Annotated in this window: 16 protein-coding genes; 3 read left to right on the forward strand and 13 right to left on the reverse strand. The window is 63.6% G+C overall.

Annotation, left to right across the window (positions count from 1 at the left end):
* Positions 1-2: 2 nt before the first annotated feature.
* From NTD82_RS11985 to NTD82_RS11995, 3 genes are read right to left on the reverse strand one after another with little or no spacing between them, the layout of a single operon-like run.
* Positions 3-272, reverse strand: a complete 270-nt coding sequence (locus tag NTD82_RS11985) for a phosphopantetheine-binding protein (protein WP_095156293.1) — start codon at positions 270-272, stop codon at positions 3-5.
* Positions 244-1059: a lysophospholipid acyltransferase family protein gene (locus NTD82_RS11990; RefSeq protein ID WP_262128885.1), complete on the reverse strand. Its 816-nt coding sequence runs from the start codon at positions 1057-1059 to the stop codon at positions 244-246. Before NTD82_RS11990 ends, NTD82_RS11985 begins: the two co-directional genes overlap by 29 nt.
* Positions 1035-1751: a beta-ketoacyl synthase chain length factor gene (locus tag NTD82_RS11995; RefSeq protein ID WP_262128886.1), complete on the reverse strand. Its 717-nt coding sequence runs from the start codon at positions 1749-1751 to the stop codon at positions 1035-1037. Before NTD82_RS11995 ends, NTD82_RS11990 begins: the two co-directional genes overlap by 25 nt.
* Before the next feature lie 318 nt (positions 1752-2069).
* On the opposite strand from NTD82_RS11995, the gene NTD82_RS12000 reads away from it, so the two are divergent.
* Entirely contained in the window at positions 2070-2843 is a 774-nt protein-coding gene (locus NTD82_RS12000; RefSeq protein ID WP_175652732.1) for a ParA family protein, read from the forward strand.
* Positions 2844-3017: 174 nt separating this feature from the next.
* Here NTD82_RS12000 and selO read toward each other — a convergent pair whose 3' ends face one another.
* From selO to betI, 6 genes are all read right to left on the reverse strand, one after another.
* Positions 3018-4478 (reverse strand): protein adenylyltransferase SelO, encoded by a 1461-nt coding sequence (gene selO / locus NTD82_RS12005; RefSeq protein ID WP_262128887.1) that lies wholly within the window; start codon positions 4476-4478, stop codon positions 3018-3020.
* Positions 4479-4536: 58 nt separating this feature from the next.
* Positions 4537-7878: a mechanosensitive channel MscK gene (mscK, locus tag NTD82_RS12010; protein ID WP_262128888.1), complete on the reverse strand. Its 3342-nt coding sequence runs from the start codon at positions 7876-7878 to the stop codon at positions 4537-4539.
* 40 nt (positions 7879-7918) lie between these two features.
* A complete protein-coding gene (locus NTD82_RS12015; RefSeq protein ID WP_262128889.1) occupies positions 7919-9661 on the reverse strand; it encodes a potassium/proton antiporter in 1743 nt (580 codons plus the stop codon).
* A 192-nt stretch (positions 9662-9853) separates the two neighbouring features.
* Positions 9854-11551, reverse strand: coding sequence for a choline dehydrogenase (gene betA, locus NTD82_RS12020; RefSeq protein ID WP_262128890.1), 1698 nt, complete (start codon positions 11549-11551; stop codon positions 9854-9856).
* Between the two features lie 83 nt (positions 11552-11634).
* Positions 11635-13107 carry a betaine-aldehyde dehydrogenase gene (gene betB / locus NTD82_RS12025; protein WP_262128891.1) on the reverse strand — a complete coding sequence of 491 codons (1473 nt, stop codon included), beginning with the start codon at positions 13105-13107 and terminating at the stop codon, positions 11635-11637.
* Positions 13108-13136: 29 nt separating this feature from the next.
* Complete coding sequence (gene betI / locus NTD82_RS12030; protein WP_262128892.1) at positions 13137-13802, reverse strand: transcriptional regulator BetI; 666 nt, start codon at positions 13800-13802, stop codon at positions 13137-13139.
* A 480-nt stretch (positions 13803-14282) separates the two neighbouring features.
* Here betI and NTD82_RS12035 point away from each other — a divergent pair, with 480 nt between their 5' ends.
* Positions 14283-16229, forward strand: a complete 1947-nt coding sequence (locus tag NTD82_RS12035; RefSeq protein ID WP_262128941.1) for a BCCT family transporter — start codon at positions 14283-14285, stop codon at positions 16227-16229.
* Positions 16230-16317: 88 nt separating this feature from the next.
* On the opposite strand, the gene NTD82_RS12040 is transcribed toward NTD82_RS12035, so the two are convergent.
* From NTD82_RS12040 to NTD82_RS12055, 4 genes are all read right to left on the reverse strand, one after another.
* Positions 16318-17877, reverse strand: a complete 1560-nt coding sequence (locus NTD82_RS12040; protein ID WP_262128893.1) for a sensor domain-containing diguanylate cyclase — start codon at positions 17875-17877, stop codon at positions 16318-16320.
* A gap of 124 nt (positions 17878-18001) precedes the next feature.
* The gene (gene choV / locus NTD82_RS12045; RefSeq protein ID WP_110970383.1) at positions 18002-19180 is read right to left on the reverse strand and encodes a choline ABC transporter ATP-binding protein; all 1179 of its coding nucleotides are present in this window, start codon (positions 19178-19180) and stop codon (positions 18002-18004) included.
* Positions 19177-20025, reverse strand: a complete 849-nt coding sequence (choW, locus tag NTD82_RS12050; protein WP_175652826.1) for a choline ABC transporter permease subunit — start codon at positions 20023-20025, stop codon at positions 19177-19179. Before choW ends, choV begins: the two co-directional genes overlap by 4 nt.
* A 66-nt stretch (positions 20026-20091) precedes the next feature.
* A complete protein-coding gene (locus NTD82_RS12055) occupies positions 20092-21039 on the reverse strand; it encodes a choline ABC transporter substrate-binding protein (protein WP_095156279.1) in 948 nt (315 codons plus the stop codon).
* A gap of 449 nt (positions 21040-21488) precedes the next feature.
* Between NTD82_RS12055 and NTD82_RS12060 the strand changes: the two genes are divergently transcribed.
* Positions 21489-22865: an L-serine ammonia-lyase gene (locus tag NTD82_RS12060; RefSeq protein ID WP_110970385.1), complete on the forward strand. Its 1377-nt coding sequence runs from the start codon at positions 21489-21491 to the stop codon at positions 22863-22865.
* Positions 22866-23048 lie beyond the last annotated feature (183 nt).

Consider the following 23048-nt stretch of genomic DNA (forward strand, 5'->3'; position numbering starts at 1 on the left):
TCTCAGGCTGCCTGTTTGGCGGTGACGAAAGCCGCAAGGCTGGCCACGCTGGTGAAATGGTTGCGGGTGTCCTTGGCGTCGGCGTCGATCTTGATGCCATAGCGCTTCTGGATGGCCAGGCCCAGTTCGAGGGCGTCGACCGAGTCCAGGCCGAGGCCTTCGCCGAACAGCGTCTGGTCGTCGCCGATGTCTGCGGCGCTGATGTCTTCCAGGCCGAGGGCCTCGATGATCAACAGCTTGATGTCATTGTTCAGGTGGGTTGGATCGCTCATCTTCGGCGAGCTCCTTGATGAAGTACTGGTGCAGATGGTCGTTGAGTTTGCGCGAGGCCTGGGGTGCCGGGCCTTGGCTGGCGAAATCCTGGATGGCGATATCGGCGCCGACGCGCAGGCTGAAGTGCACCCGGCGCGGCGGTATCCGGTACCAGGGCTCGGCCTTGGTCAGGGTGCTGGGGCTGACCCGGATGGTGACCGGGGTAATGAATTGCGCACCGCGCAGGGCGATGGCCGCCGCGCCGCGGTGGAAGGCCGGGGCCTGGCCGGGCACGGTGCGGGTGCCTTCGGGGAAGATGATCAGGGTCTGGCCGCTTTGCAGGGCGCCGACCGCGGCGTCGAGCATGTCCATGCTGCCGTCGTTGCTGATGTACTGCGCCGAGGACACCGGGCCGCGGGTGCACGGGTTCTGGAACAGGCTCTGCTTGACCACGCAGTTGGCCTGGCGCACCAGGCCGATAAGGAACACCACGTCGATCAGCGACGGGTGGTTGGCGATGATCATCTGGCCGGGGCGGCCGAGCTTTTCCGCGCCGCTGACTTCATAGGTGAGCACGCCGCAGGCGGCCATGAACCGGATGAATCGCCAGAACAGCCAGCTTATGGTGTGGCGCGCGCGTTGCCGGTGGCGGACGCTGTCACCGGGCAGGCAGGCCAGCAGCGGAAACACCAGCAAGCGCAGGCACAGCCCGCCAACGCCGAACAGCAAGAAGCTGATGGCGGTGGCGACGAGGCGCCAGAGGTAGGCGTCCTTCGGACGGCTCAGGCCTTGCGTTGCCAGTTCCATGTGCGGCCCTTCAGCGAATGTTGGAAAGCGGACTGGTCATCGAGCCGGCTGCGCAGCCAGCTCAAGGCGTGAGGTTCGGCGACGCCGGCGCTGCCCGATGGCGGGGCCAGGGACAGGCTCCATTCGTCGCCCGGGGTCAGCAGCAGGCCGACGGCGTAGGCGAACGGCACATCGGTGATCCACGGGCGATAGGCTTCGGGCGGTGTTTCTTCGGCCACGATTAGCAGCACGGCGGGCGCGCCGTCGTGCAGCAGGCCGGCGGCTTCCAGCACGCCCTGCTCGAAACCGTCGTCGGCTGCGGCGATGGCGCTCATCTCGCTGCGTTCGCCGCGCAGGATCGACCACAGGCCGATCACCGCGTTGTGCACTGACAGGCTGAACTGGGTGGGCGACAGTGGTTCGCCGTTGGCGAGGTCGCTGAGGATGTCGAAGGTGCGGGGTGTCTCGCCATGGCGGGAGACGAAGACCAGCGGCAGCGCGTCCAGGCCCTCGGCCAGCGGCCAGCCCACGGCGAACGCCATGCGTGCCAGGCGGCTGAGGCGACGGCGCTGCATGGCCGGCAGGAACGACACGTCCGGCGCTTGTACACCGTCATCGGCGACGCTGGCGCCCTGGCTCCATTGCTGCCAGTCGCCCACCGTTTGAAGGCCCGGCGCCCAAGCGCGCCACTGGCTGATATTGAAATTGATCACGGTGTTGATTCTCGCCCTGAGGGACTTCCTTGCCGAGGGGGGACTCGGAGCAACAGCCAGCAGGGGCGACACTATCGCCGAGTGCCGCGCATTATCCGGGTGCAGTGGGCTCGTAGCAAACAAACTGTCAAATAAAATGGCTTGACTGGGACCGTCAGACCCCAGCTTGCCCGTGGTATTTCCGGGCGCGGAGCTTTCCCGACAGGCGGTGGTATCGGGTTGTCGGTCGGCTGCCCCGATTCTTGAGCGTCACAGCGCTGGTCAAGTCGGTGGCGGAATCACATACTCGGACATTCCCTGATACACGGAGGTCTTTCCATGCGGCGCGTGGTGTTCAATCAGAAAGGTGGCGTGGGCAAGTCCAGCATCGCCTGCAATCTCGCGGCGGTGAGTGCCAATGAAGGCTATCGGACCCTGCTGATCGACCTGGATGCCCAGGCCAACTCCACCCAGTACCTCACCGGCCTCACCGGCGAGGACATTCCCATGGGGATTGCCGACTTCTTCAAGCAGACCCTGTCTTCCGGGCCGTTTGCCAAGAAGAACAAGGTCGATATCTACGAAACGCCGTTCGACAACCTGCACGTGGTTACCGCTACCGCGGAGCTGGCCGACTTGCAGCCCAAGCTTGAGGCCAAGCACAAGATCAACAAGCTGCGTAAGTTGCTCGATGAGCTGGCCGAGGATTACGACCGGATCTACCTGGATACCCCGCCTGCGCTGAACTTTTATGCGGTGTCCGCGCTGATTGCTGCCGACCGCGTGTTGATTCCCTTCGACTGCGACAGCTTCTCGCGTCAGGCGCTGTATGGGCTGCTGGCGGAAATCGAAGAGCTGAAGGAAGACCACAACGAAGACCTGCAGGTCGAGGGGATCGTGGTCAACCAGTTCCAGCCCCGTGCGAGCCTGCCGCAGCAGATGCTTGATGAGCTGCTGGCCGAGGGCTTGCCGGTGTTGCCGGTGTACCTCAACAGCTCGGTGAAGATGCGTGAGTCACATGAGGCCAATCTGCCGCTGATTCACCTTGAGCCGCGGCATAAGCTGACTCAGCAGTTTGTTGAGTTGCATTCGTTGCTTGAAGAGAACGCTTGAGAGCTGTTTTGTCCTGAAGATCGATCGCGAGCGAGCTCGCTCCTACAGGATTCTGAGCTGGTGTGACCTGTAGGAGCGAGCTTGCTCGCGATTTGCGGATGGCGCAGGGGCGCAGGTTTGTAGGGGCGAGCTTGTCGGGGCGCCGAACCGTCGCGATGTGCGGTCGGCGCTAGCTCAGGAAGAACAACTGATCTCCAGATGCTTGCCCCACTCCGGCGGCCGCTCGGCATAGGCTTCCATCCCCGGTTGTTCCTCGAACGGCCGGGTCAGCACTTCATGCAGCCGCCGCACTTCCGAGAAATCCCCGCCCTGCGCCGCTTCGATGGCGCGCTGCGCCAGATAGTTGCGCAGGATGTACAGCGGGTTCAACCCATGCATCCGCTCGCGCCGCCCGCTGGCGTTATCGGGTTCCCGCGCCACGCGGGCCAGGTAATCCGCTGACCAGCCATCAAAGCCCGCCAAATCAATGAAATCATCCCGCACCACGTTCAGCGCCTGTTCCACCGGCTGGTCACCCAGCTTGCGGAAGAACAGCGTGTAATCCACCGCGCCGGGCTGCATCAGGCTCAGCAGGCGCTGGATCAGTACCTTGTCGTCATCTTCCGCGGTGGTCAGGCCGAGGCGGCGGCGCATCAGGTCGAGGTAGTGCGCCTCGTAAAGCGGCAGGAACAACCCAAGGCTTTCCTGCAACGCCTCAACGCTGATGAACGGCGTCAGCGCCTGGGCCAGCGCGCTGAGGTTCCAGTGGGCGACCGGCACCTGGTTGCTGTAGCTGTAGCGGCCCTGGTCGTCGGAGTGGTTGCAGATGAAGCCGGCGTCGAAATCATCGAGGAAAGCGAACGGACCGAAGTCGAAGGTGATGCCGAGGATCGACATGTTGTCGGTGTTCATCACGCCATGGCAGAAGCCGTAGGCCTGCCACTTGGCGGTCAGCTCCGCGTTGCGCTCGACGATGGTGCGGAACATGGCCAGGTACGGCTCGTCAGCGTCGCGGCATTCCGGGAAATGCAGGTTCAGCACGTGCTCGGCGAGGATGCGCTGCTGCTCCGGCTGGCGGGTGTAGTAGAAGTATTCGAAGTGGCCGAAGCGGATATGGCTCGGCGCCATGCGCAGCAGCATGGCCGCGCTTTCCTTGGTTTCGCGCCACACCGGGGTGCTCGAACCGATCACGCACAAGGCCCGGCTGCTGGGAATGCCCAGCGCGAACAGCGCTTCGGAGGCGAGGAACTCGCGGATGGAGGAGCGCAGCACCGCGCGGCCGTCGCCCATACGCGACCAGGGCGTCTGGCCGGCGCCTTTGAGGTGCAGGTCCCAGGTGTCGCCGGCGTCGTTGCGCACTTCACCGAGCAACAGCCCGCGCCCGTCACCCAGGCGCGGGTTATAGGAGCCGAACTGGTGGCCGGAATAAACCATCGCCCGCGGCTCGGCCTCGGACCACAGCTTGTGGCCGCTGAAGATTTCGGCGAAGACGGGGGAGTGGGCCTCGGTGGGCTCAAGGTCGAGCAGGGCCATGGCGGCCTCGCTGACGACCACCAATTGCGGGTCGTCCAGCGGCTCGGGCAGCACCGAGGTAGAGAACGCATCGCCCAGGCGGGCGAAGCGATTGTCGAAGGTCAGTTCGTCGAGGGCTTTCAACGGCCATCTCCTTGGGAAAACCTGAGCATTCTGCAAGGGTATGGCCGTTGGCGTCCAGTCAGGCGGGCTTGTTGTCCGCCGCGCCGTCGTGGTTTTCCGGTGGCGGCAGGATGGTTTTTTCCTTGGCTTCGGTCGGGACCAGCTTGTACTCCTGGCCCTGGGTGTTCTTCAGGTAGATCTCCATCTGGCGGAACGAGATGTTGATGTGCTGCCGCTTGAACTCCTTGTTGATGTAGCGGTTGATCTCGTCCAGCACAGGGTTGCGGTCGCCGAGGTCACGCACGTGCATGCGCAGTTCGTGGTCCAGGGTGCTTTCGCCGAAGTTGAGGAAGTAGACGATCGGCGCCGGCTCCTTGAGCACCCGCGGGTTTTCATTGGCCGCCTGCAACAGCAGGGTGCGCACCAGGTCCAGGTCCGAACCGTAGTCGACGCCGAGCTTGAGGGTTACCCGGGTGACCGTGTCGGTCAGCGACCAGTTGATCAACTGGCCGGTGATGAAGGTCTTGTTCGGGACGATGATGTCCTTGCGGTCGAAGTCGGTGATGGTGGTGGCGCGGATGCGGATCTTACTCACCGTGCCCGACAGGTTGCCGATGGTGATGGTGTCGCCGATCCGTACCGGGCGCTCGAACAGGATCATGATGCCGGAGATGAAGTTGGCGAAGATCTCCTGCATGCCGAAGCCCAGGCCCACCGACAGCGCGGCCACCAGCCATTGCAGTTTGTCCCAGCTCACGCCGAGGGCCGACAGGGTCGAGACGAAACCAACCCCGGCAATCACGTAGGAGAGCAGGGTGGTGGTGGCGTAGGCGCTGCCTTGCGCCAGGTTCAGGCGTGACAGCACCAGCACTTCCAGCAGCCCCGGCAGGTTGCCGGCCAGGGCGATGGTGATGCCGATGATCACCAGGGCGCCGATCAGGTCGCCGAGGCTGATCGGCACCATGCTCATGCTCGCGCCGGTGCCGCTGGTGTATTCGTACAGGGTGATGTTGTCGAGGTACGCGAACACGCTGATCAGGTCGGCCCAGACCCAGTACAGCGCGGCGAGGAAGCCACCGAGCAGGGCCAGGCGGATCAGGCGCAGCGACTGCTGGTTGACCTGTTCGATGTCCAGGGTCGGCTCTTCCACCACCACTTCGCCGTCCAGGCCTTCCTTGACCGCCTGGCGCTTGCTCAGCGCCCGTTGGTAGGCCAGGCGCCGCGCCGCCACGGCGAGACCGCGGACGAAGGCGGCTTCGATCACCAGCCAGAACATCAGCAGGTACAGGGTGTCGATCAGCCGGTCGGTGAGTTTCAGCGCGGTGTAGTAGTAGCCGAAGCACACGGCGACGAACAGCGCGATCGGCAGTGCGGTGAACGCCACGCCCACGGCCTTGCGGAACAGCGAGGTGTTGCGGTGGGTCGGGCTGCTCAGCAGCAGGCGGCTGAGCAGCCAGGCCATCAGTGCGTAGCAGGTCAGTACGACGCCGATGCCCAGCACGTCATCGGCCAGCGCCGACGGCTGGTGCTCGGCCACCGCCACCACGCCCACCAGGGCCAGGACCACGGTGCCGAGGCGGCGAATCCAGCTACGCAGGAACTCGACCTGCGGTTTTTCCCAGCGGAAATGCAGCTCGGCGACGCCGCCCGGGGCCAGCACCCGATAGGCGGTGTAGAACACCAGCCAGGCCTGGGCGATCTGCCAGAGCGCGGCGCCGAGGTTGGCGTTCTGGCCACGGGCGTCGATCTGCAGCGCGTAGCCGCACAGCGCCAGGAACAGGCTGACCGGCAGCGCCAGGAGGATGTTGATCAGGATGGCCTGGGGCGTATGCCACTGGCTGTCACGCTTGAAGTGGCCGACGTCGCCGTGGACCTTGCTCAGTTGCTGATACAGGTATTTGCGCCGCCAGAGCAGAGCGCCGATCAGCAGCAGCAACGGCAGGAACAGCAGCGGGCGTTGCAGCAGGCCGTCGGCCAGTTCGTTGATCCCGGCGCCCCACGGCAGGCTCACCACCTGTTTTTGCAGGCGCTCGGGGACGCTGCGCAGCCATTCCAGGTCCAGCGGCTTGTTGCTGGGAATCCAGAACATCTGTTCGTCGAGGGTGGCGCGCAGGTTCTGCGCGGTGCTCAGCAGTTGCTTCTGGTTCAGTTGCAGGGTGATGGATTCGTTGAGCAGCGCGCTCAGTTCGCGGTTCAGCCGTTCCAGCAGGTCGGAGCGGGTGATCGCGACTTCCAGCAGGGCCTTGCGCAGGTTCGGCGTGACCTGTTCGGCCGGCTGGTTTTCCAGCAGTTTGTCGACGTACTGGCTCGGCGTGCTGATCTGTTCGCGCTGCTGGTTGACCTCGAACTGGTAGAGGCGGATGTCGGCGATCTGGTCGGCCAGGTCGCGGTCGAGCTTGAGGTGCGGCAGCGCCTGCTTCTGTTTGTAGAGGATCTTCGACAGCAGCAGGCTGCCCTTGAGCACGCTGATCTGCTCGTCGAGGGCCTGGTCCGCCTGGGTCAGGCTGTCCAGTTGCTGCTTGGCCTGGAGGTTTTGCTGGGTCAGTTCGTTGAGGCGGTCGGTGCTGCGCAGCAGGTAGTCGGAGAGCTTGAGGTTGGCGGCGCTTTCGGTGGCCAGCAGCGTGCTGCCGCCGGCCTTCTGCGCCTCGATCGATTGTTCGGTGACGGTCTGCTGCGACTGGGCCAGGCGCTTCTCGTTGATCAGCGTCTGCAGGTCCTGGATTTCCTGCTCCATGCGCGCGGCGCGTTCGATCAGCAGGTCGTGCTGGCTGTTGCCGAGGTCTTGCAGCAGGCTGTTGCCGGCCAGTTCCTGGCGGCGCAGCAGGGTCAGGGCATTGAGCGAAGCCAGCTCGGCATTGAGCTGATTGCGCTGGTCGGCGGAGAGGGCTTTGCCGCCGTCCTTGCCGAGCTTGAGGCTGGTGTTGATCTGCTGGCTGCGGGTCTGGTTGTTGCTGATCTCGGCCTGGGCGCGCTCGGGGCGGGTCTGGGAATTGATGATCAGGCTGTTGGCTTCGGACAGCGCCTTTTGCAGTTCACCTTGCTCGGTGGTGCGCTCGGAGAGCACCTGTTCCAGCTGCGGCACGCTCATCGCGGCGTAGCGCTGGGCCACCGGGACCGACTTGCTGGCCAGCAGCCTGGCCAGTTCGCGCTGGTTCTCGGCGGTCTGCTTCGGTGCGTCGGCCAGTTGCTGCTTGAGCGCGGTCAGGCGCTTGTCGTAGTCGTCCTTGCTGGCCAGAAGCGACAGGGTCTGTTCGAGCACCTGTTGCAGCGCTTTCTGGTCGGCCTCCGGCAGTTTGCGCTCGGCGATCTTGTCGAGGCTGTGCTGGACGCTGGCGGTGGTGGGTGGCTCCGCCGCGAAGGCGAAGGAGAGAGACAGGCACAGCCCGAGCAGGGCCGCGCAGGAGAGTGTGCGCAGTGACATAGGCAGAAAATTCGTGCAACCAGGCTGGAAAGACTGAAGTTTAGAGGAACAACCCGGGGCCGGGTCGGCTACCTTCCGGGAATTTGATCCCCACTTTCTGGATCTTGTTCCCTTCCATCAGAGCAACGGTCCAGGTCGTGTTGTTCCACTCGATCTGGTCACCGACGATCGGCGCACCGCCGACCTTCTGCTGGATGAAGTGTGCCAGCGGCATTTGCGGGTCCTGGCCGTCGAGTTGCAGACCGTACAACGCGGCTACAGCCCCCAGTTCTGCGTCACCTTCGAGCACGAAGTCGCCGAAGAAGCGCAGGTCGAGGCCACGTTGCGGCGCCTGGCTGAACAGTTTTCCGAGGGCCGAAAGGTTGTGTTCGTGACCGATCACGCAGAGCAGGTCGCCGACTTCGAGCACCGTACTACCCGACGGATGGAGCAGTTGCTGGCCGCGAAACAGGGCGGCGATGCGGGTGCCTTCGGGCATTTTCAGCTCGCGCAGGGCAGCGCCGATGCACCATTTTTCCGCGCCGAGGCGGTAGACGAACAGCTCCCACTCGCTGGTGATGTGCACTTCCAGGGCCGAACGCGAGATTGGCGCCGGGTCCGGCGGTACGGTCACTTTCAGCAGGCGCGCGACCCACGGCAGGCTGGTGCCCTGCACCAGCAGCGAGACCAGCACGATGAAGAACGCCAGGTTGAAGTACAGCTGGGCCTGGGGCAGGCCGGCCATCAGCGGGAACACGGCGAGAATGATCGGCACCGCGCCGCGCAGGCCAACCCAGGAAATAAAGGCTTTTTCGCGGCCATGGAAGGCCTTGAACGGCAGCAGGCCGACCAGCACCGAGAGCGGCCGGGCGAACAGGATCATCCACAGCGCCAGGGCTAGCGCCGGCAGGGCGATGGGCAGCAGGTCGTGGGGCGTGACCAGCAGGCCGAGGACCAGGAACATGCCGATCTGCGACAGCCAGGCCATGCCGTCGAGCATGTGCAGGATGCCGTGGCGGCTGCGGATCGGGCGGTTGCCCAGCACCAGGCCGAACAGGTAGACGGCGAGGAAGCCGCTGCCGTGCAGGGCGTTGGTCATGGAGAAGATCACCAGGCCGCCGGCGATCACCAGAATCGGGTAGAGGCCACCGGCCAGGTTCATCCGGTTGACCAGTTGCAGCATCAGCCAGCCGCCGCCCAGGCCGAGCACGCCGCCGATGCCGAATTCGCGCACCAGGTGCAGCAACAGGCTCCAGTGCAGGCCGGTTTGGCCGCTGGCGATCATGTCGATGAGGGTGACGGTGAGGAACACTGCCATCGGGTCGTTGCTGCCGGACTCGATTTCCAGGGTGGCGGTGACCCGTTCGTTCAGGCCCTTGCCGCCCAGCAGCGAGAACACCGCCGCGGCGTCGGTGGAGCCGACGATGGCGCCGATCAGCAGGCCTTGCATGAGGTTCAGGTCGAACAGCCAGGCCGCGGCCATGCCGGTGAGGCCGGTGGTGATAAGCACGCCCTCCGTTGCCAGCGACAATGCCGGCCAGAGTGCCACGCGGAAACTTGCCACCCGGGTGCGCAGACCGCCGTCCAGCAGGATCACGGCCAGCGCCAGGTTGCCCACGAGGTAGGCGACGGGGTAGTTGTTGAAGATGATCCCGCCACCATCGACACCCGCGACCATGCCGACCGCGAGGATGATGACCAGGATAGGGATGCCCAGCCGTGACGACAGCGAGCTGACCAGAATACTTGCACCCACCAGCAAAGCGCCGATCAAGAACAGGCTGTTGATGGTGCTCGCATCCAAAGGCGTTACTCCGGGACATCGCGGGGAAGAGGACCTGACTGATAAGCAGGTCGCGTGCCAACCGATTCTAACCTGATGAATTGGCGGGCTGTAAAGCGTTTCCGCAGATGTAGAAAAGGCACCTGCGGGAGGTGCCTTTCATGTGTTGGCCTGATCGCGACGGTTAGGCGCCTAAAGCAGGCCCAAATACACTCAACCCTGTTTGAACTCGCGAGCCGGCTTGCCCTTCACCGGTGCGCCATTGGCCACATGGTACTTGGCGGTGCTGCGCGGCAATGGCTGGCGATTGCGGATCTTGTCGGCGATTTTCTCGGCGATCATGATCGTCGTGGCGTTGAGGTTGCCGGTGATGATGATCGGCATGATCGACGCATCGACCACTCGCAGTCCTTCCATCCCGTGCACTCGGCCCTGGCCGTCTACCACCGCCATCTCGTCGTCGCCCATCTTGCAGGAGCAGGACGGGTGGAACGCGGTCTCGGCGTGCTCGCGGATGAACTGGTCCAGTTGCTCATCGGTCTGCACGTGCTCGCCCGGGCTGATTTCGCGGCCACGGTAAGCGTCGAGCGCCGGCTGGGCCATGATTTCGCGGGTCAGGCGGATGCCGTCGCGGAATTCCTGCCAGTCCTGCTCGGTCGCCATGTAGTTGAACAGGATGCTCGGGTGCTGGCGCGGATCCTTCGACTTCAACTGGATACGGCCACGGCTCGGCGAACGCATCGAGCCCATGTGCGCCTGGAAGCCGTGTTCCTTCACGCCATTGGAGCCGTTGTAGTTAATCGCCACCGGCAGGAAGTGGTACTGGATGTTCGGCCATTCGAATTCCGGACGGGTACGAATGAAACCACCGGCCTCGAACTGGTTGCTGGCGCCGATACCGGTGCCTTTGAACAGCCACTCGGCACCGATGGCCGGCTGGTTCCACCACAACAGCGACGGGTACAGCGACACCGGCTGGGTGCAGGCGTATTGCAGGTACAGCTCCAGGTGGTCCTGAAGGTTTTCGCCGACGCCCGGCAGGTCATGGACCACCGGAATGTCGAAGCTTTCCAGCAGCGCGCGGGCGCCGACGCCGGAACGTTGCAGCAGTTGCGGCGAGGCGATGGCGCCGGAGCAGACGATGACTTCCTTGCGCGCACGGGCTTCCACGCGCTCTTCGCTGGCGCCGACCAGGTAGGTCACGCCAACGGCGCGCTTGCCTTCGAACAGCACGCGGTCGCTCAGGGCGTGGGTGACGATAGTCAGGGTCGAGCGCTTCTTGGCGGTGTCCAGGTAACCGCGGGCGGTGCTGGAGCGACGGCCGTTCTTGGTCACGCTGCGGTCCATCGGACCGAAGCCTTCCTGCTGGTAGCCGTTGAGGTCTTCGGTGCGCGGGTAACCGGCCTGCACGCCGGCTTCGACCATGGCGTGGAACAGCGGGTTGTTGCCGGCTTTCGGCGTGGCCACGCTGACCGGGCCGTCGCCGCCGTGGTAGTCGTTCGGGCCGATGTCGCGGGTTTCCGCTTTGCGGAAATACGGCAGGCAGTCCAGGTAGGTCCAGTCTTCAAGGCCGGGCAGCTTGGCCCAGCCGTCGAAGTCCAGGGCGTTGCCGCGGATGTAGCACATGCCGTTGATCAGCGACGAACCGCCCAGGCCCTTGCCGCGACCACATTCCATGCGGCGGCCGTCCATGTGCGGCTCGGGATCGGTCTCGTAGGCCCAGTTGTAGCGGCGGCCTTGCAGCGGGAAGGCCAGCGCGGCCGGCATCTGGGTGCGGAAGTCGGCGCGGTAGTCCGGGCCGCCGGCTTCCAGCAGCAGGACGGTGACGCCTTCGTCTTCGGTCAGGCGGGTCGCCAGGGTGTTACCGGCCGAGCCGGCACCGACGATGATGTAGTCGAAAATATGGGACATGTTCAGTTCCCTCATTGGGCAGGAGGCGGGGAGAGCGGGAGGCGCCCGGCCAGCAAGGACCGGGCGCGGCTACAAAAGGGCGCTTAGAACACCGAGGTGTAGGAACCCAGCTCGACCTGTACCGACTTGATGCGGGTGTACTGGGCCAGCGAGCTGACGCCGTTTTCGCGGCCGACGCCGGATTGCTTGTAGCCACCGACCGGCATTTCCGCCGGCGACTCGCCCCAGGCGTTGATCCAGCAGATGCCGGCTTCGAGCTTGTGGATGATGCGGTGGGCGCGGCTGATGTCGTTGGTGCAGACGCCAGCGGCCAGGCCGTATTCGGTGTCGTTGGCGCGACGGATCACTTCTTCTTCGGTTTCGTAGCTGAGGATGCTCATGACCGGGCCGAAGATCTCTTCCTTGACGATGGTCATGTCGTCACGGCAGTCGGTGAACACGGTCGGCGCGACGAAGGCGCCCTTGGCGAATTCGCCGTCGGTCAGACGCTCGCCGCCACACAGGACGCGGGCACCTTCTTCCTTGCCCTTGGCGATGTAGCCGAGGACGTTTTCCAGGTGCGCGAAGCTGACCAGCGGGCCGAAGTTGGTGTTCTCGTCTTCCGGGTTGCCGACGCGGATGCGGGCGACACGTTCAACGATTTTCGCTTCGAAAGCGGCCTTCAAGGATGCCGGAACGAACACGCGGGTGCCGTTGGTGCAGACCTGACCGGAGCTGTAGAAGTTGGCCATCATGGCGATGTCGGCCGCTTTGTCGAGGTCGGCGTCTTCGCAGATGATCAGCGGCGATTTGCCGCCCAGTTCCATGGTCACTTCCTTCAGCGAGGAGCTGGAGGCGCTGGCCATGACTTTCTTGCCGGTGACGGTGCCGCCGGTGAAGGAGACTTTCTCGATGCGCGGGTGCTCGGTCAGCCAGGTGCCGACTTCGCGGCCGCTGCCGGTGAGGACGTTGAACACGCCGTCCGGCAGGCCGGCTTCGGTGTAGATCTCGGCCAGTTTCAGGGTGGTCAGCGAGGTGACTTCACTCGGCTTGAAGATCATCGCGTTGCCGGCGGCCAGGGCCGGGGCGGATTTCCACAGGGCGATCTGGATCGGGTAGTTCCACGCGCCGATACCGACGGTGACGCCCAGCGGCTCGCGACGGGTGTAGACGAACGACGATTCGCGCAGCGGGATCTGCTCGCCTTCGATGGCCGGGACCAGGCCTGCGTAGTATTCCAGCACGTCGGCGCCGGTGACGATGTCGACGTAGCGGGTTTCCGAGTAGGACTTGCCGGTGTCCAGGGTTTCCAGGGCGGCCAGTTCGTCGTTGCGCTCGCGCAGGATGTCGACGGCGCGGCGCAGGATGCGCGAACGCTGCATGGCAGTCATCGCGGCCCAGACTTTCTGGCCACGTTCGGCGCTTTCCACCGCGCGCTCGACGTCAGCCTCGGTAGCACGTTGCACATGGGCGAGGACTTCGCCGTTGGCCGGGTTGATGGCTTCGAAGGTGGCATCGCTGCCAGCGTCGACATAACCACCATCAATGTAGAGTTTTTGCGTTTCGAAACGGGCCATAGTGTCCTCGCAAGTGCAATGTGTTTTGGCTATCCGGCGGCGACTCCCGATTTCTTTCGGGTCTTGCTGCGCGGGGTTTCAGAGGCCTGGTTCTGTACGTCCGGGCTCGTCTGTTTCGCCAGTTGTAGATCCATGTATTCGTAAGCGATTTGTTGCGCCTGGGTGGTGTCGAAGGCGTCTCCGGACAGCGCACCGCGCAGCCACAGACCGTCGATCAACGCTGCCAGGCCGCGGGCTGCGCTGCGTGCTTCGGGCAGCGGCAACACTCGGCGGAACTGGCTGCACAGGTTGGAATACAAGCGGTGATCGTTGATCCGCTGCAACCTGTGCAAGGACGGCTGGTGCATGCTGGTGGCCCAGAACGCCAACCAGGTTTTCATTGCCGGGCCATTGACCTGGCTGGCGTCGAAGTTGCCTTCGATGATCACCTGCAGGTGGGCACGCGGGCTGTCGTCCGTGAGTGCCTGGCGGCGGGCGGCGACGCCCTCGCTCAACACCGTCATCAAATATTGCATGGTCGCTGCGATCAGGCCGTTCTTGTCCTGAAAGTAGTGACTGATGATGCCATTCGACACACCGGCCAAACGGGCGATCAGCGCAATGCTGGCATCACCCATGCCGACCTGGTCGATAGCCGTGAGTGTGGCTTCGATCAACTGCTGGCGGCGAATGGGTTGCATACCGACCTTGGGCATCTGGCAAATCTCCTCAGGCCTGCGAGCAGACGACAAGCGGCTGACTCGGCGAAGGCCAGTCTATTTTGTTTTGATTGAACGTTCAATCAACAAAGAATAAGCTCTGCGACAATTTGTGCCATTGACAGGATTTTGAGCCCGTCAGAAGGCACGAATTGGCACCCCGGAAAGCCGTGGAGCCCCGTAAAACATGGTGTTTCACGCGCATAGACGCACCGTTGAACAGATTTGCCGACCGGCCAGTGGCCGCGCGGCGCAACCCTCGAGCCGGGGTTTTCAGCCTGTTTTTCAACGCATTCGATTTGGGACCACGGTTTTTCAAGGTGCTTTTATAACACCTGACGCAATAGGGCTATTGCACCAATTGCGCGGGTGAACGGGTCGTTTCACTTTTTCTCACGCACCGCCTGGAGCATCCGTGCAATGAGTTCTGCCTCCCTGATAAAGACCCCCGTCGAGAGGGTCCGGGTCAACAGCGTGGTGTTTTTCACCTCCACCCTGCTGATCCTGTTGTTGACTGCCTTGCTGATCGCAGTTCCGGAAACCGCAGGCCATGTGCTCGGTCAGGCTCAGGCCTGGCTGTCGCGCAGCTTCGGTTGGTATTACATGCTGGTGATCGGTGGCTACCTGGTGTTCGTCATCGCCATCGCCTTTTCGTCCTACGGCAAGCTCAAGCTTGGCGGCAAGGATGACAAGCCGGACTTCAGCTACGGCGCCTGGGCCGGCATGCTGTTTTCTTCCGGCATCGGCATCTCGCTGTTGTACTTCGGTGCTTCCGAGCCGCTGGATCACTACTACAATCCGCCCGAAGGTGCTTCGGCCAGCCTGCAGTCGGCCCGCGCCGGCCTGCAACTGACCTTCCTGCACTGGGGCCTGCACGGCTGGGCGATCTACGCGTTGGTCGGTCTGGCCGTGGCTTACTTCGCCTACCGTCACAACCAGCCGCTGGCCCTGCGCTCGGCGCTTTACCCGCTGGTCGGTGAACGTTGGGTCAAGGGTGCCGCCGGGCATACCGTGGACATCTTCGGCATGTTCGTGACCCTGCTGGGGCTGGTGACCAACCTGGGCATCGGTTCGATGCAGGTGTCGTCGGGTCTGGAATACCTGTTCGGCATGGAGCACAGCAACACCAACCTGCTGATCGTGATCCTGGTGATGAGCACGGTGGCGACCATCGCTGCGGTGTCGGGTGTGGAAAACGGCATCCGCCGCCTGTCCAACCTGAACATCATTCTGTTCAGCGGCCTGCTGCTGTTCGTCCTGCTCAACGGCCCGACCCTGCACCTGCTTAATAGCTTCGTGCAGAACATCGGTGACTACCTCAACGGCGCGATCCTCAAGACCTTCGACCTCTACGTCTATGAAGGCGATGCGGCCAAGTCCGAGCGCTGGCTGGGTCTGTGGACCGTGTTCTATTGGGCCTGGTGGATTTCCTGGGGTCCGTTCGTCGGCATGTTCATTGCCCGGATCTCCCGTGGTCGCACCGTGCGCGAACTGGTAGCCGGTGTGCTGCTGATCCCGTTGGGCTTCACCCTGGCGTGGCTGTCGATCTTCGGTAACACCGCCCTGGACCTGGTGATGAACCACGGCGCGGTGGAGCTGGGACGAACGGCGCTGGAGCAGCCGTCGATGTCGATCTACCAACTGCTGGAGCACTTCCCGGCAGCCAAGATCGTCGTGGGCGTCGCCGTGTTTGTCGGCTTCGTGCTGTTCCTGACCCCCGCCGACTCCGGCGCGGTGATGATGGCCAACCTGTCGTGCAAAGGCGGCAGCGTCGACGAAGACGCGCCGCACTGGCTGCGTATCCTCTGGTCCGCGATCATCACCATCGTCACCGTCGGCCTGCTCTTCGCCGGCAACTTCGAGGCGATGCAGACCATGGTGGTGCTGGCCGGCCTGCCGTTCTCGGTGGTGCTGGTGGTGTTCATGTTCGGCCTGTACAAGGCGATGAAACAGGACAGCCAGGTCGAGCAGGAACAGGCCGAACTGGCCGCGCGCGGTCGTCGTGGTTTCAGCGAGCGGCTGAGCCAGCTCGACCTGCAACCGACCCAGGCGATGGTCCAGCGCTTCATGGACAAGCAGGTCAGCCCGGCGCTGAAAGACGCTGCCGAGCAACTGCGCAGCATGGGTCTGACGGTGGAGACCCGCGTCGGTCAGTCGCGTTCGTCGCTGGGCCTGCGCGTGACCATGGAAGAGGGCAATCCCTTCGTCTACGAAGTGAGCCTGGACGGCTACCTGGCCGCGCCGAACGAAGCACCGGCGGAAGGCGAAAGCGAAGTGCGCCAGCGCTTCTACCGCGCCGAGGTCTACCTGCACAACGGCAGTCAGGAATATGACCTGATGGGCTTCACGCCTGACCAGATCACCCGTGACGTGCTGGATCAGTTCGACAGCCACCGCCAGTTGCTGGGGCGGGTGTATAGCTGATCGCCGATCGCTGAAATGAACAAAGGGCCTTGCCGGTGACGGTGAGGCCCTTTTTTTCATCTATGGCGGCGGAGCCTGTGGGACGCCGCTACCCCACCACCCGATTACGCCCGCCCTGCTTGGCCCGATAGAGGTTCTCGTCCGCTTGCTTGAGCACTTCGGCGGCGCTGTTCGCGTGCGGTCCGCGGCAGCCGACGCCGATGGACAGGGTAATGTGACCAACCCCGGTCACGGCGGTGGTCTCGATGCTGGCGCGGATCCGCTCGGCAATGGCGCAGGCCGCGCTGAGGTCGGTGTCTGGCAGCAGCAGGACGAACTCTTCGCCCCCCGCGCGGCACGCCAGGTCCCCGCTGCGGGAATGCCGGGCGATGATCGTGGCCACCTGCTTGAGCGCGACGTCGCCGGCATCGTGGCCGTAGGTGTCGTTGACCCGCTTGAAGAAGTCGATATCCAGCTCAAGCGCCGAATAGGGCTGTTGCGACTGGTCGAACAGGGCCAGCGTGGCATCCATCGCGCGGCGGTTGGCGAGGCCGGTCATCGGGTCGCTCTGGGCTTGCTCGCGCAGCCGGCCGATTTTCTGCTGGATCAGTTGCACGCTGGTGATCAGCGCCTGGCGAATGGCCGCCGGTTCCTTGTACCAGGCATCGATCTTGCGCAACTGCTCGGTGGTCTGTGGCTGGGACAGTTGTGTGGCGCTGACCGCCAGTTGCTGCAGTGGCCGGGTGATCAGCAGGGCGCCGCCCCAGAGCAGCGCCATTCCCACGAGGCTGGCCGGGAGCAGGTCGATGATCATGTTCTTCATCAGTTGACCCAGGGTGGCCAGCGCTTGCTCACTGGGTTGCTGGGCGACCACGGCCCAGTTGGCGCTGGCCACGGGCGCGTAGCCGGCGAGCATCGGGATGCCTTTGTAGTTTTTCATCTGCATGCTGCCGCTTTCGCCGCGTAGCGCGGCATCGACGGTCTTGCTGGCGCCCAGGATCTTGCCGATGCGCGGGTCGTCGGGGTGGTGCAGCAGGCGTCGGTTTTCGTCGACGACGAAGGCGAAGGTGCCGTCATGGTGGAAGTGGCTGGAGATCAGGCCGCTCAGCACGTTGCTGGTGTGAATGTAGACCGCGCCGCCAAGTACGCCGAGGAACTTGCCGCCGGGGTCGATCAGAGGCCTTGAGATGAACACCATCAGTTTGCCGCCGGCCGACTCGTAGGCGTGGCTGATCAACGGGCGACGTTCCTTGACCGCTTGCTGCATTTCTTCGGAGCGCAGCAGGCTGCCGATGATCTTTCGGTCTTCGGGGTAGACCTGCAGCACCCTGCCGGTGTCATCGGTGATGACCACGGCATCGAAGTCTTCATCCTGAGCCTGCAGCCGCAGGGTTTCGGCGCGCAGCAGCAGGGGGTTGTCGAAGTCGCGGACCAGCAGGTGGCCGCTGTAGTCCAGGTGCGACTGGGCTGATTTCAGAAAGCCGTCGATGCTGGAGGCTACCTTCGCCGCGTAGGCGCGGTTAGCTTCGAGGGTCGACTGGATCAGTGCGTCGCGCTGCACACCGTAGGCGACCACCAGGCTGTTGGCCAGGGTGGCCAGCGCCGAAAAAAGGGCGAGGAGCAGAATCAGGCTGCGCAGATCGAGGGAACGGAAGGTGGAGAGTCTCATTGCGTGCAGGACGTCCTGAAGAGTGGCACGCGATAAGAATAGGCGGGAATCTCCGCGGGGTGTTGTTTCAGGGCCTCATCGCTGCGGTTCGGTTCCCCGAAGCGCAGCGATGAGGCTCTGCGGATCAGCCGTGGTTTTTGCCCAGCAACGCGTGATACAGCTCGCTGTCGCCGAGAATCCCCACCACACGGTTGTCCTCTTGCAGCACCAGCTTGTTGCCGGTCTGGTAGCGGATCTGCAGCGCTTCGCGCATGCCGATGTTGACGTTGACCAGCGTCGGTTTGCGGCCGAGGCCTTCCACGGCTTCGCCCGGCGCCCAGTTCTGCAGGTCGAGGCCGTTCACGCCCTGGCGGGCACCCTTGATGGTGTTGCCTTCGGCCAGGTCGAGCCAGGAATCGCCGCTCGGGTCCAGGCACACCGAGCCATTGATGCGTTTGCACTGGTCCAGCGTGCGCATCAGGCTGCGACCGCAGAGGACGTTGAGCGGATTGGTATGAGCCACGAAGGTGCGCACGTAGTCGTCCGCCGGGTTGAGGACGATCTCTTCCGGCTTGCTGTACTGGATGATCTTGCCGTCTTTCATGATGGCGATACGGGTACCGAGCTTCAGCGCTTCGTCTAGGTCGTGGCTGACGAAAACGATGGTCTTGTTCAGCTTGTGTTGCAGTTCCAGCAACTCGTCCTGCAGGCCTTGGCGGATCAGCGGATCAAGGGCGGAGAACGGTTCGTCCATCAGCAGGATGTCGGCATCCATGGCCAGGGCGCGGGCGAGGCCGACGCGCTGCTGCATGCCGCCGGAGAGTTCGTCGGGCTTCTTGTTGCGCCACTGGGTCAGGCCCACCAGCTCCAGCTTCTCGTCCACCAGCTTGCGCCGCTCTTTCTCCGGGCGGCCCTGCATTTCGAGGCCGAAGCTGATGTTCTCGCGCACCGTCAGCCAAGGCATCAGGGCGAACTTCTGGAACACCATGGCGATGCGCTGGGTGCGCATCATCTTCAGTTCCGCCGGGGTGCAGTGGGCGATGTCGATGTGCGAGCCTTCATGCTCGACGTACAGCTTGCCGCGGCTGACGGTGTTGAGGCCGTTGATGCAGCGCAGCAGGCTGGACTTGCCCGAGCCGGACAGGCCCATCAGCACGCAGATTTCGCCTTTATTGATGTCCAGGTTGGCTTTTTCCACGCCCACCACCAGCCCGGTCTTCTTGAGGATTTGCTCCCGCGTAAGGCCTTGGTCTAGCAGGCTGAGTGCCTCACGCGGTCGATTGGAGAAGATGACGTCTACGTCTTCAAAGCGAATGATGCTCATGCCTCACCCCTTACCTGTACATCGGGTTGTTTGCAGATACGGTCGAGCATGATTGCCAGCAGGACGATCGCCAGGCCCGCTTCGAAGCCCAGGGCGATATCGGCAGTGTTCAGTGCGTTGACCACGGGTTTGCCCAGGCCATCGGCCCCCACCAGCGCGGCAATCACCACCATCGACAGCGACAGCATGATGCACTGGGTGATACCGGCCGCGATGCTTGGCATCGCATGGGGCAGTTCAATACGGGACAGCAGTTGTCGGCGCGAGCAGCCAAAGGCCTTGCCGGCGTCGAGCAGTTCCTGGGGTACGTCGCGGATACCCAGGTAGGTCAGGCGGATCGGCGCGGCGATGGCGAACACCACCGTCGAAATCAGCCCGGGAACCACACCCAGACCGAACAGGGTCAGGGTCGGAATCAGGTAAACGAAGGTGGGGACCGTCTGCATCAGGTCGAGGACCGGGCGCATGGCGGTGTAGAACATCGGCTTGTGCGCGGCGACGATACCCAGCGGCACGCCGATGGCCACGCAGACCAGGGTGGCGAACAGCACCTGGGCGAGGGTCTCCATGGTTTCCTGCCAGTAACCCAGGTTGAGGATCAGCAGGAACGACGCCACGCAAAAGGCGGTCAGCGCCCACTTTCGCTGGATCAGGTGTGCGCCCAGTGCGATCAGCCCGATGAGGACGAACGGGTTGAACCAGGTCAGTGCCCCGGTCACCCCGTGAATCATCCATTCCAGCGCCGCGGCGAAGGCATCGAAGTAATTGGCGCCGTGTTGGGTCAGCCATTCAACGAAGGCCGCGATGTGCTGGCCCAAGGGTATTTTTTGATCGATCAGCATGATAGCGAGCGTCCACCTGCAAGGATTCGAAAACTCCCCGCGGCGGTCAGTGCCGCCGCGGGGGCGTGCTTACTGCGTGAGTTTGGCCTTGGCCGCTTCCAGGCCGGGTTTGCCGTCTACGGTGGTTACGCCGGCCAGCCAGGTGTCGAGCACCTGCGGATTGTTTTTCAGCCAGGCCTTGGCGGCGGCGTCGGGTTTGGTCTTGTCGTCGAGGACGTTGCCCATCAGCGTGCTTTCCATGTCCAGGGTGAAGGACAGGTTTTTCAGCAGTTGACCGACGTTGGCGCATTCCTGGGTGTAACCCTTGCGGGTGTTGGTCAGCACGGTGGCCTTGCCGAAGTCAGGGCCGAAGAAGTCATCGCCGCCACTCAGGTACTGCATCTTGAAGCGCTTGTTCATCGGGTGCGGTTCCCAACCGAGGAACACCACATCGGTGCCGCGTCGTGCTGCGCGATCGACTTGCGACAGCATGCCGGCCTCGCTCGATTCGACCACCTTGAAACCGGCGTCTTTCAGGCCGAAGGCGTTCTTGTCGATCATGCTCTGGATGGTGCGGTTGCCGTCGTTGCCCGGCTCGATGCCGTAGATCTTGCCGTCCAGCTCCTTCTTGAACTTGGCGATATCGGCGAAGTCCTTCAGGCCTTTGTCATACAACGCCTGCGGGACCGCGAGGGTGTACTTGGCGTTTTCCAGGTTGGCGCGGACGGTTTCCACGGTGCCGGCATCGCGGTACTGCTTGATGTCGTTTTCCATGGTCGGCATCCAGTTGCCGAGGAACACGTCCATGTTCTTGCCGTCGGCCAGCGACTTGTAGGTCACCGGGACGGAGATCATGGTGGTGCGGGTCTTGTAGCCCAGCGCTTCGAGAACGGCGCTGGTCACAGCGGTGGTCACGGTGATGTCAGTCCAGCCGACATCGGAGAAGTTGACGGTGTGACACGCTTCAGGCTCGGCGGCCTGGGCCAGCGCCGGGAGGCTCAGTAGCGCGGCCAGTAACAGCGAAGGTGAACCTTTCATGAATGGACTCCTTAGTGTTTTTTTTCGGACGTCCCACGGGACCGCCGTGCTTTATGTCTGCATTCGGTCGGGCCTGGCTGCCGGGCGACAGCGGGACGAGTGCCGTGCAATCGAGTCGATACCGATCATCTACCAGCGAAAAACAAACGCCTACAGGGTGCGTCGTAACCAGTACAGGCAGGGTCGCATCCAGTGCCAATGAGGTCGCATATGGATTCATCGGCCCCGATAAACGCTCTTTCGCCCCATCTGCGCCGCAAAAAACGGCGCTTTCAGGCCGCTCGCAAGGGGCGGCGTTGCTGGACAAGAGTGAGTCGGTTGCAGACGTCAGGGGCAGTGCCAAAAGCCTGATGATGCGCGGAATCGGCGGATTGCCGCCCAGTCAGCGTAGCAGTTGTGGCCTCCGTGCCCGGGCTGCGTACGCCTGCCCAATCAGGAGGTTCGTGGCCATGGCCATCAGTGTGTTCGACCTGTTCAAGATCGGCGTCGGCCCGTCCAGTTCCCATACCGTCGGCCCCATGCGCGCTGCGGCTCTGTTCGTCCAGGGCCTGCGCGAGCGGGGTGAGCTGGAGCAGGTGCGCCGCGTCGAAGTGCGCCTCTACGGTTCGCTGTCGGCCACCGGTGTCGGCCACGGCAGCGACAACGCCGTGATCATGGGCCTGATGGGCGAATGGCCGGACGCGATCGACCCGTCGCAGATCGGCATCCGCATCGCCACCCTGCGCGAAACCGACACCCTGCTGCTCGACGGCCGCCTGCCCGTACCCTTTATCTGGCAGCGCGACATGCGCCTGCTGGACGAGAACCTGCCCTATCATCCCAACGCCATGACCCTGGTGGCCGAAGGCGCTGACGGCGAGCTGCACAGCGACACTTATTACTCGGTGGGTGGCGGCTTTGTGGTCGACGCGGCGCAGGCCGCCAGCGGTGTGCTGGACAGCGACAACACCGTGCTGCCCTACGATTTCAACAGCGCCGAAGAACTGCTCGAACGCTGCAAACAAAACGACATGCGCGTGTCGCAATTGATGCTGGAAAACGAGAAGGTCTGGCGCAGTGAAGCGGAGATTCGCGCCGGCCTGATGAAGCTCTGGCAGGCCATGCAGGATTGCGTGGAAAGCGGCCTGAAATACGAAGGCATCCTGCCCGGCGGCCTCAATGTGAAACGCCGCGCAGCCAAGTTGCACCGCAGCCTTCAGGAGCTGGGCAAGCCCAATGTGATCGGCTCGACCCTGAGCGCGATGGAGTGGGTCAACCTCTACGCCCTGGCGGTCAACGAAGAAAACGCTGCGGGCGGGCGCATGGTTACCGCGCCCACCAACGGCGCGGCCGGGATCATTCCTGCGGTGCTGCACTACTACATGCGCTTCAGCGATGAAGTCAGCGAAGCCTGTGTGGTGGACTTCTTCCTCGCTGCCGCGGCGGTGGGCATCCTGTGCAAGAAGAACGCGTCGATTTCCGGTGCCGAAGTCGGTTGCCAGGGCGAGGTCGGCTCGGCCTGCGCGATGGCTGCGGCGGGGCTTGCGGAAGTGCTCGGCGCGACTCCGGCGCAACTGGAAAACGCCGCCGAAATCGGCTTGGAACACAACCTGGGGCTGACCTGCGACCCGGTCGGCGGATTGGTCCAGGTGCCGTGCATCGAGCGCAACGCCATCGCTGCGGTCAAGGCGATCAACGCCGCGCAGATGGCTCTGCGAGGGGATGGTGAGCACTTCATTTCCCTCGACCGGGTGATCCGCACCATGCGCGATACCGGCGCCGACATGCACGACAAGTACAAGGAAACCTCCCGCGGCGGTCTGGCGGTCAGCGCCATCGAGTGCTGAGTGCGCTGCGCCGTTTTCGCTCACCTGCCTACGCCCGCGCCGCCTTTTGGCGCGTGGGCGAAAGGCCAGTTTTTCCTACGCTGAAAATCCCTCCGTACTACCTCAGGTGACACTCTTTCGTGTCGCTTCTGGGCAACTTTCCCGCCAGTGCTACCGAACTGCTCACCACGCCTGCCGATGAGC

This window comes from Pseudomonas sp. 5P_5.1_Bac1, assembly GCF_025466015.1.
In the GTDB taxonomy this organism is placed as follows: domain Bacteria; phylum Pseudomonadota; class Gammaproteobacteria; order Pseudomonadales; family Pseudomonadaceae; genus Aquipseudomonas.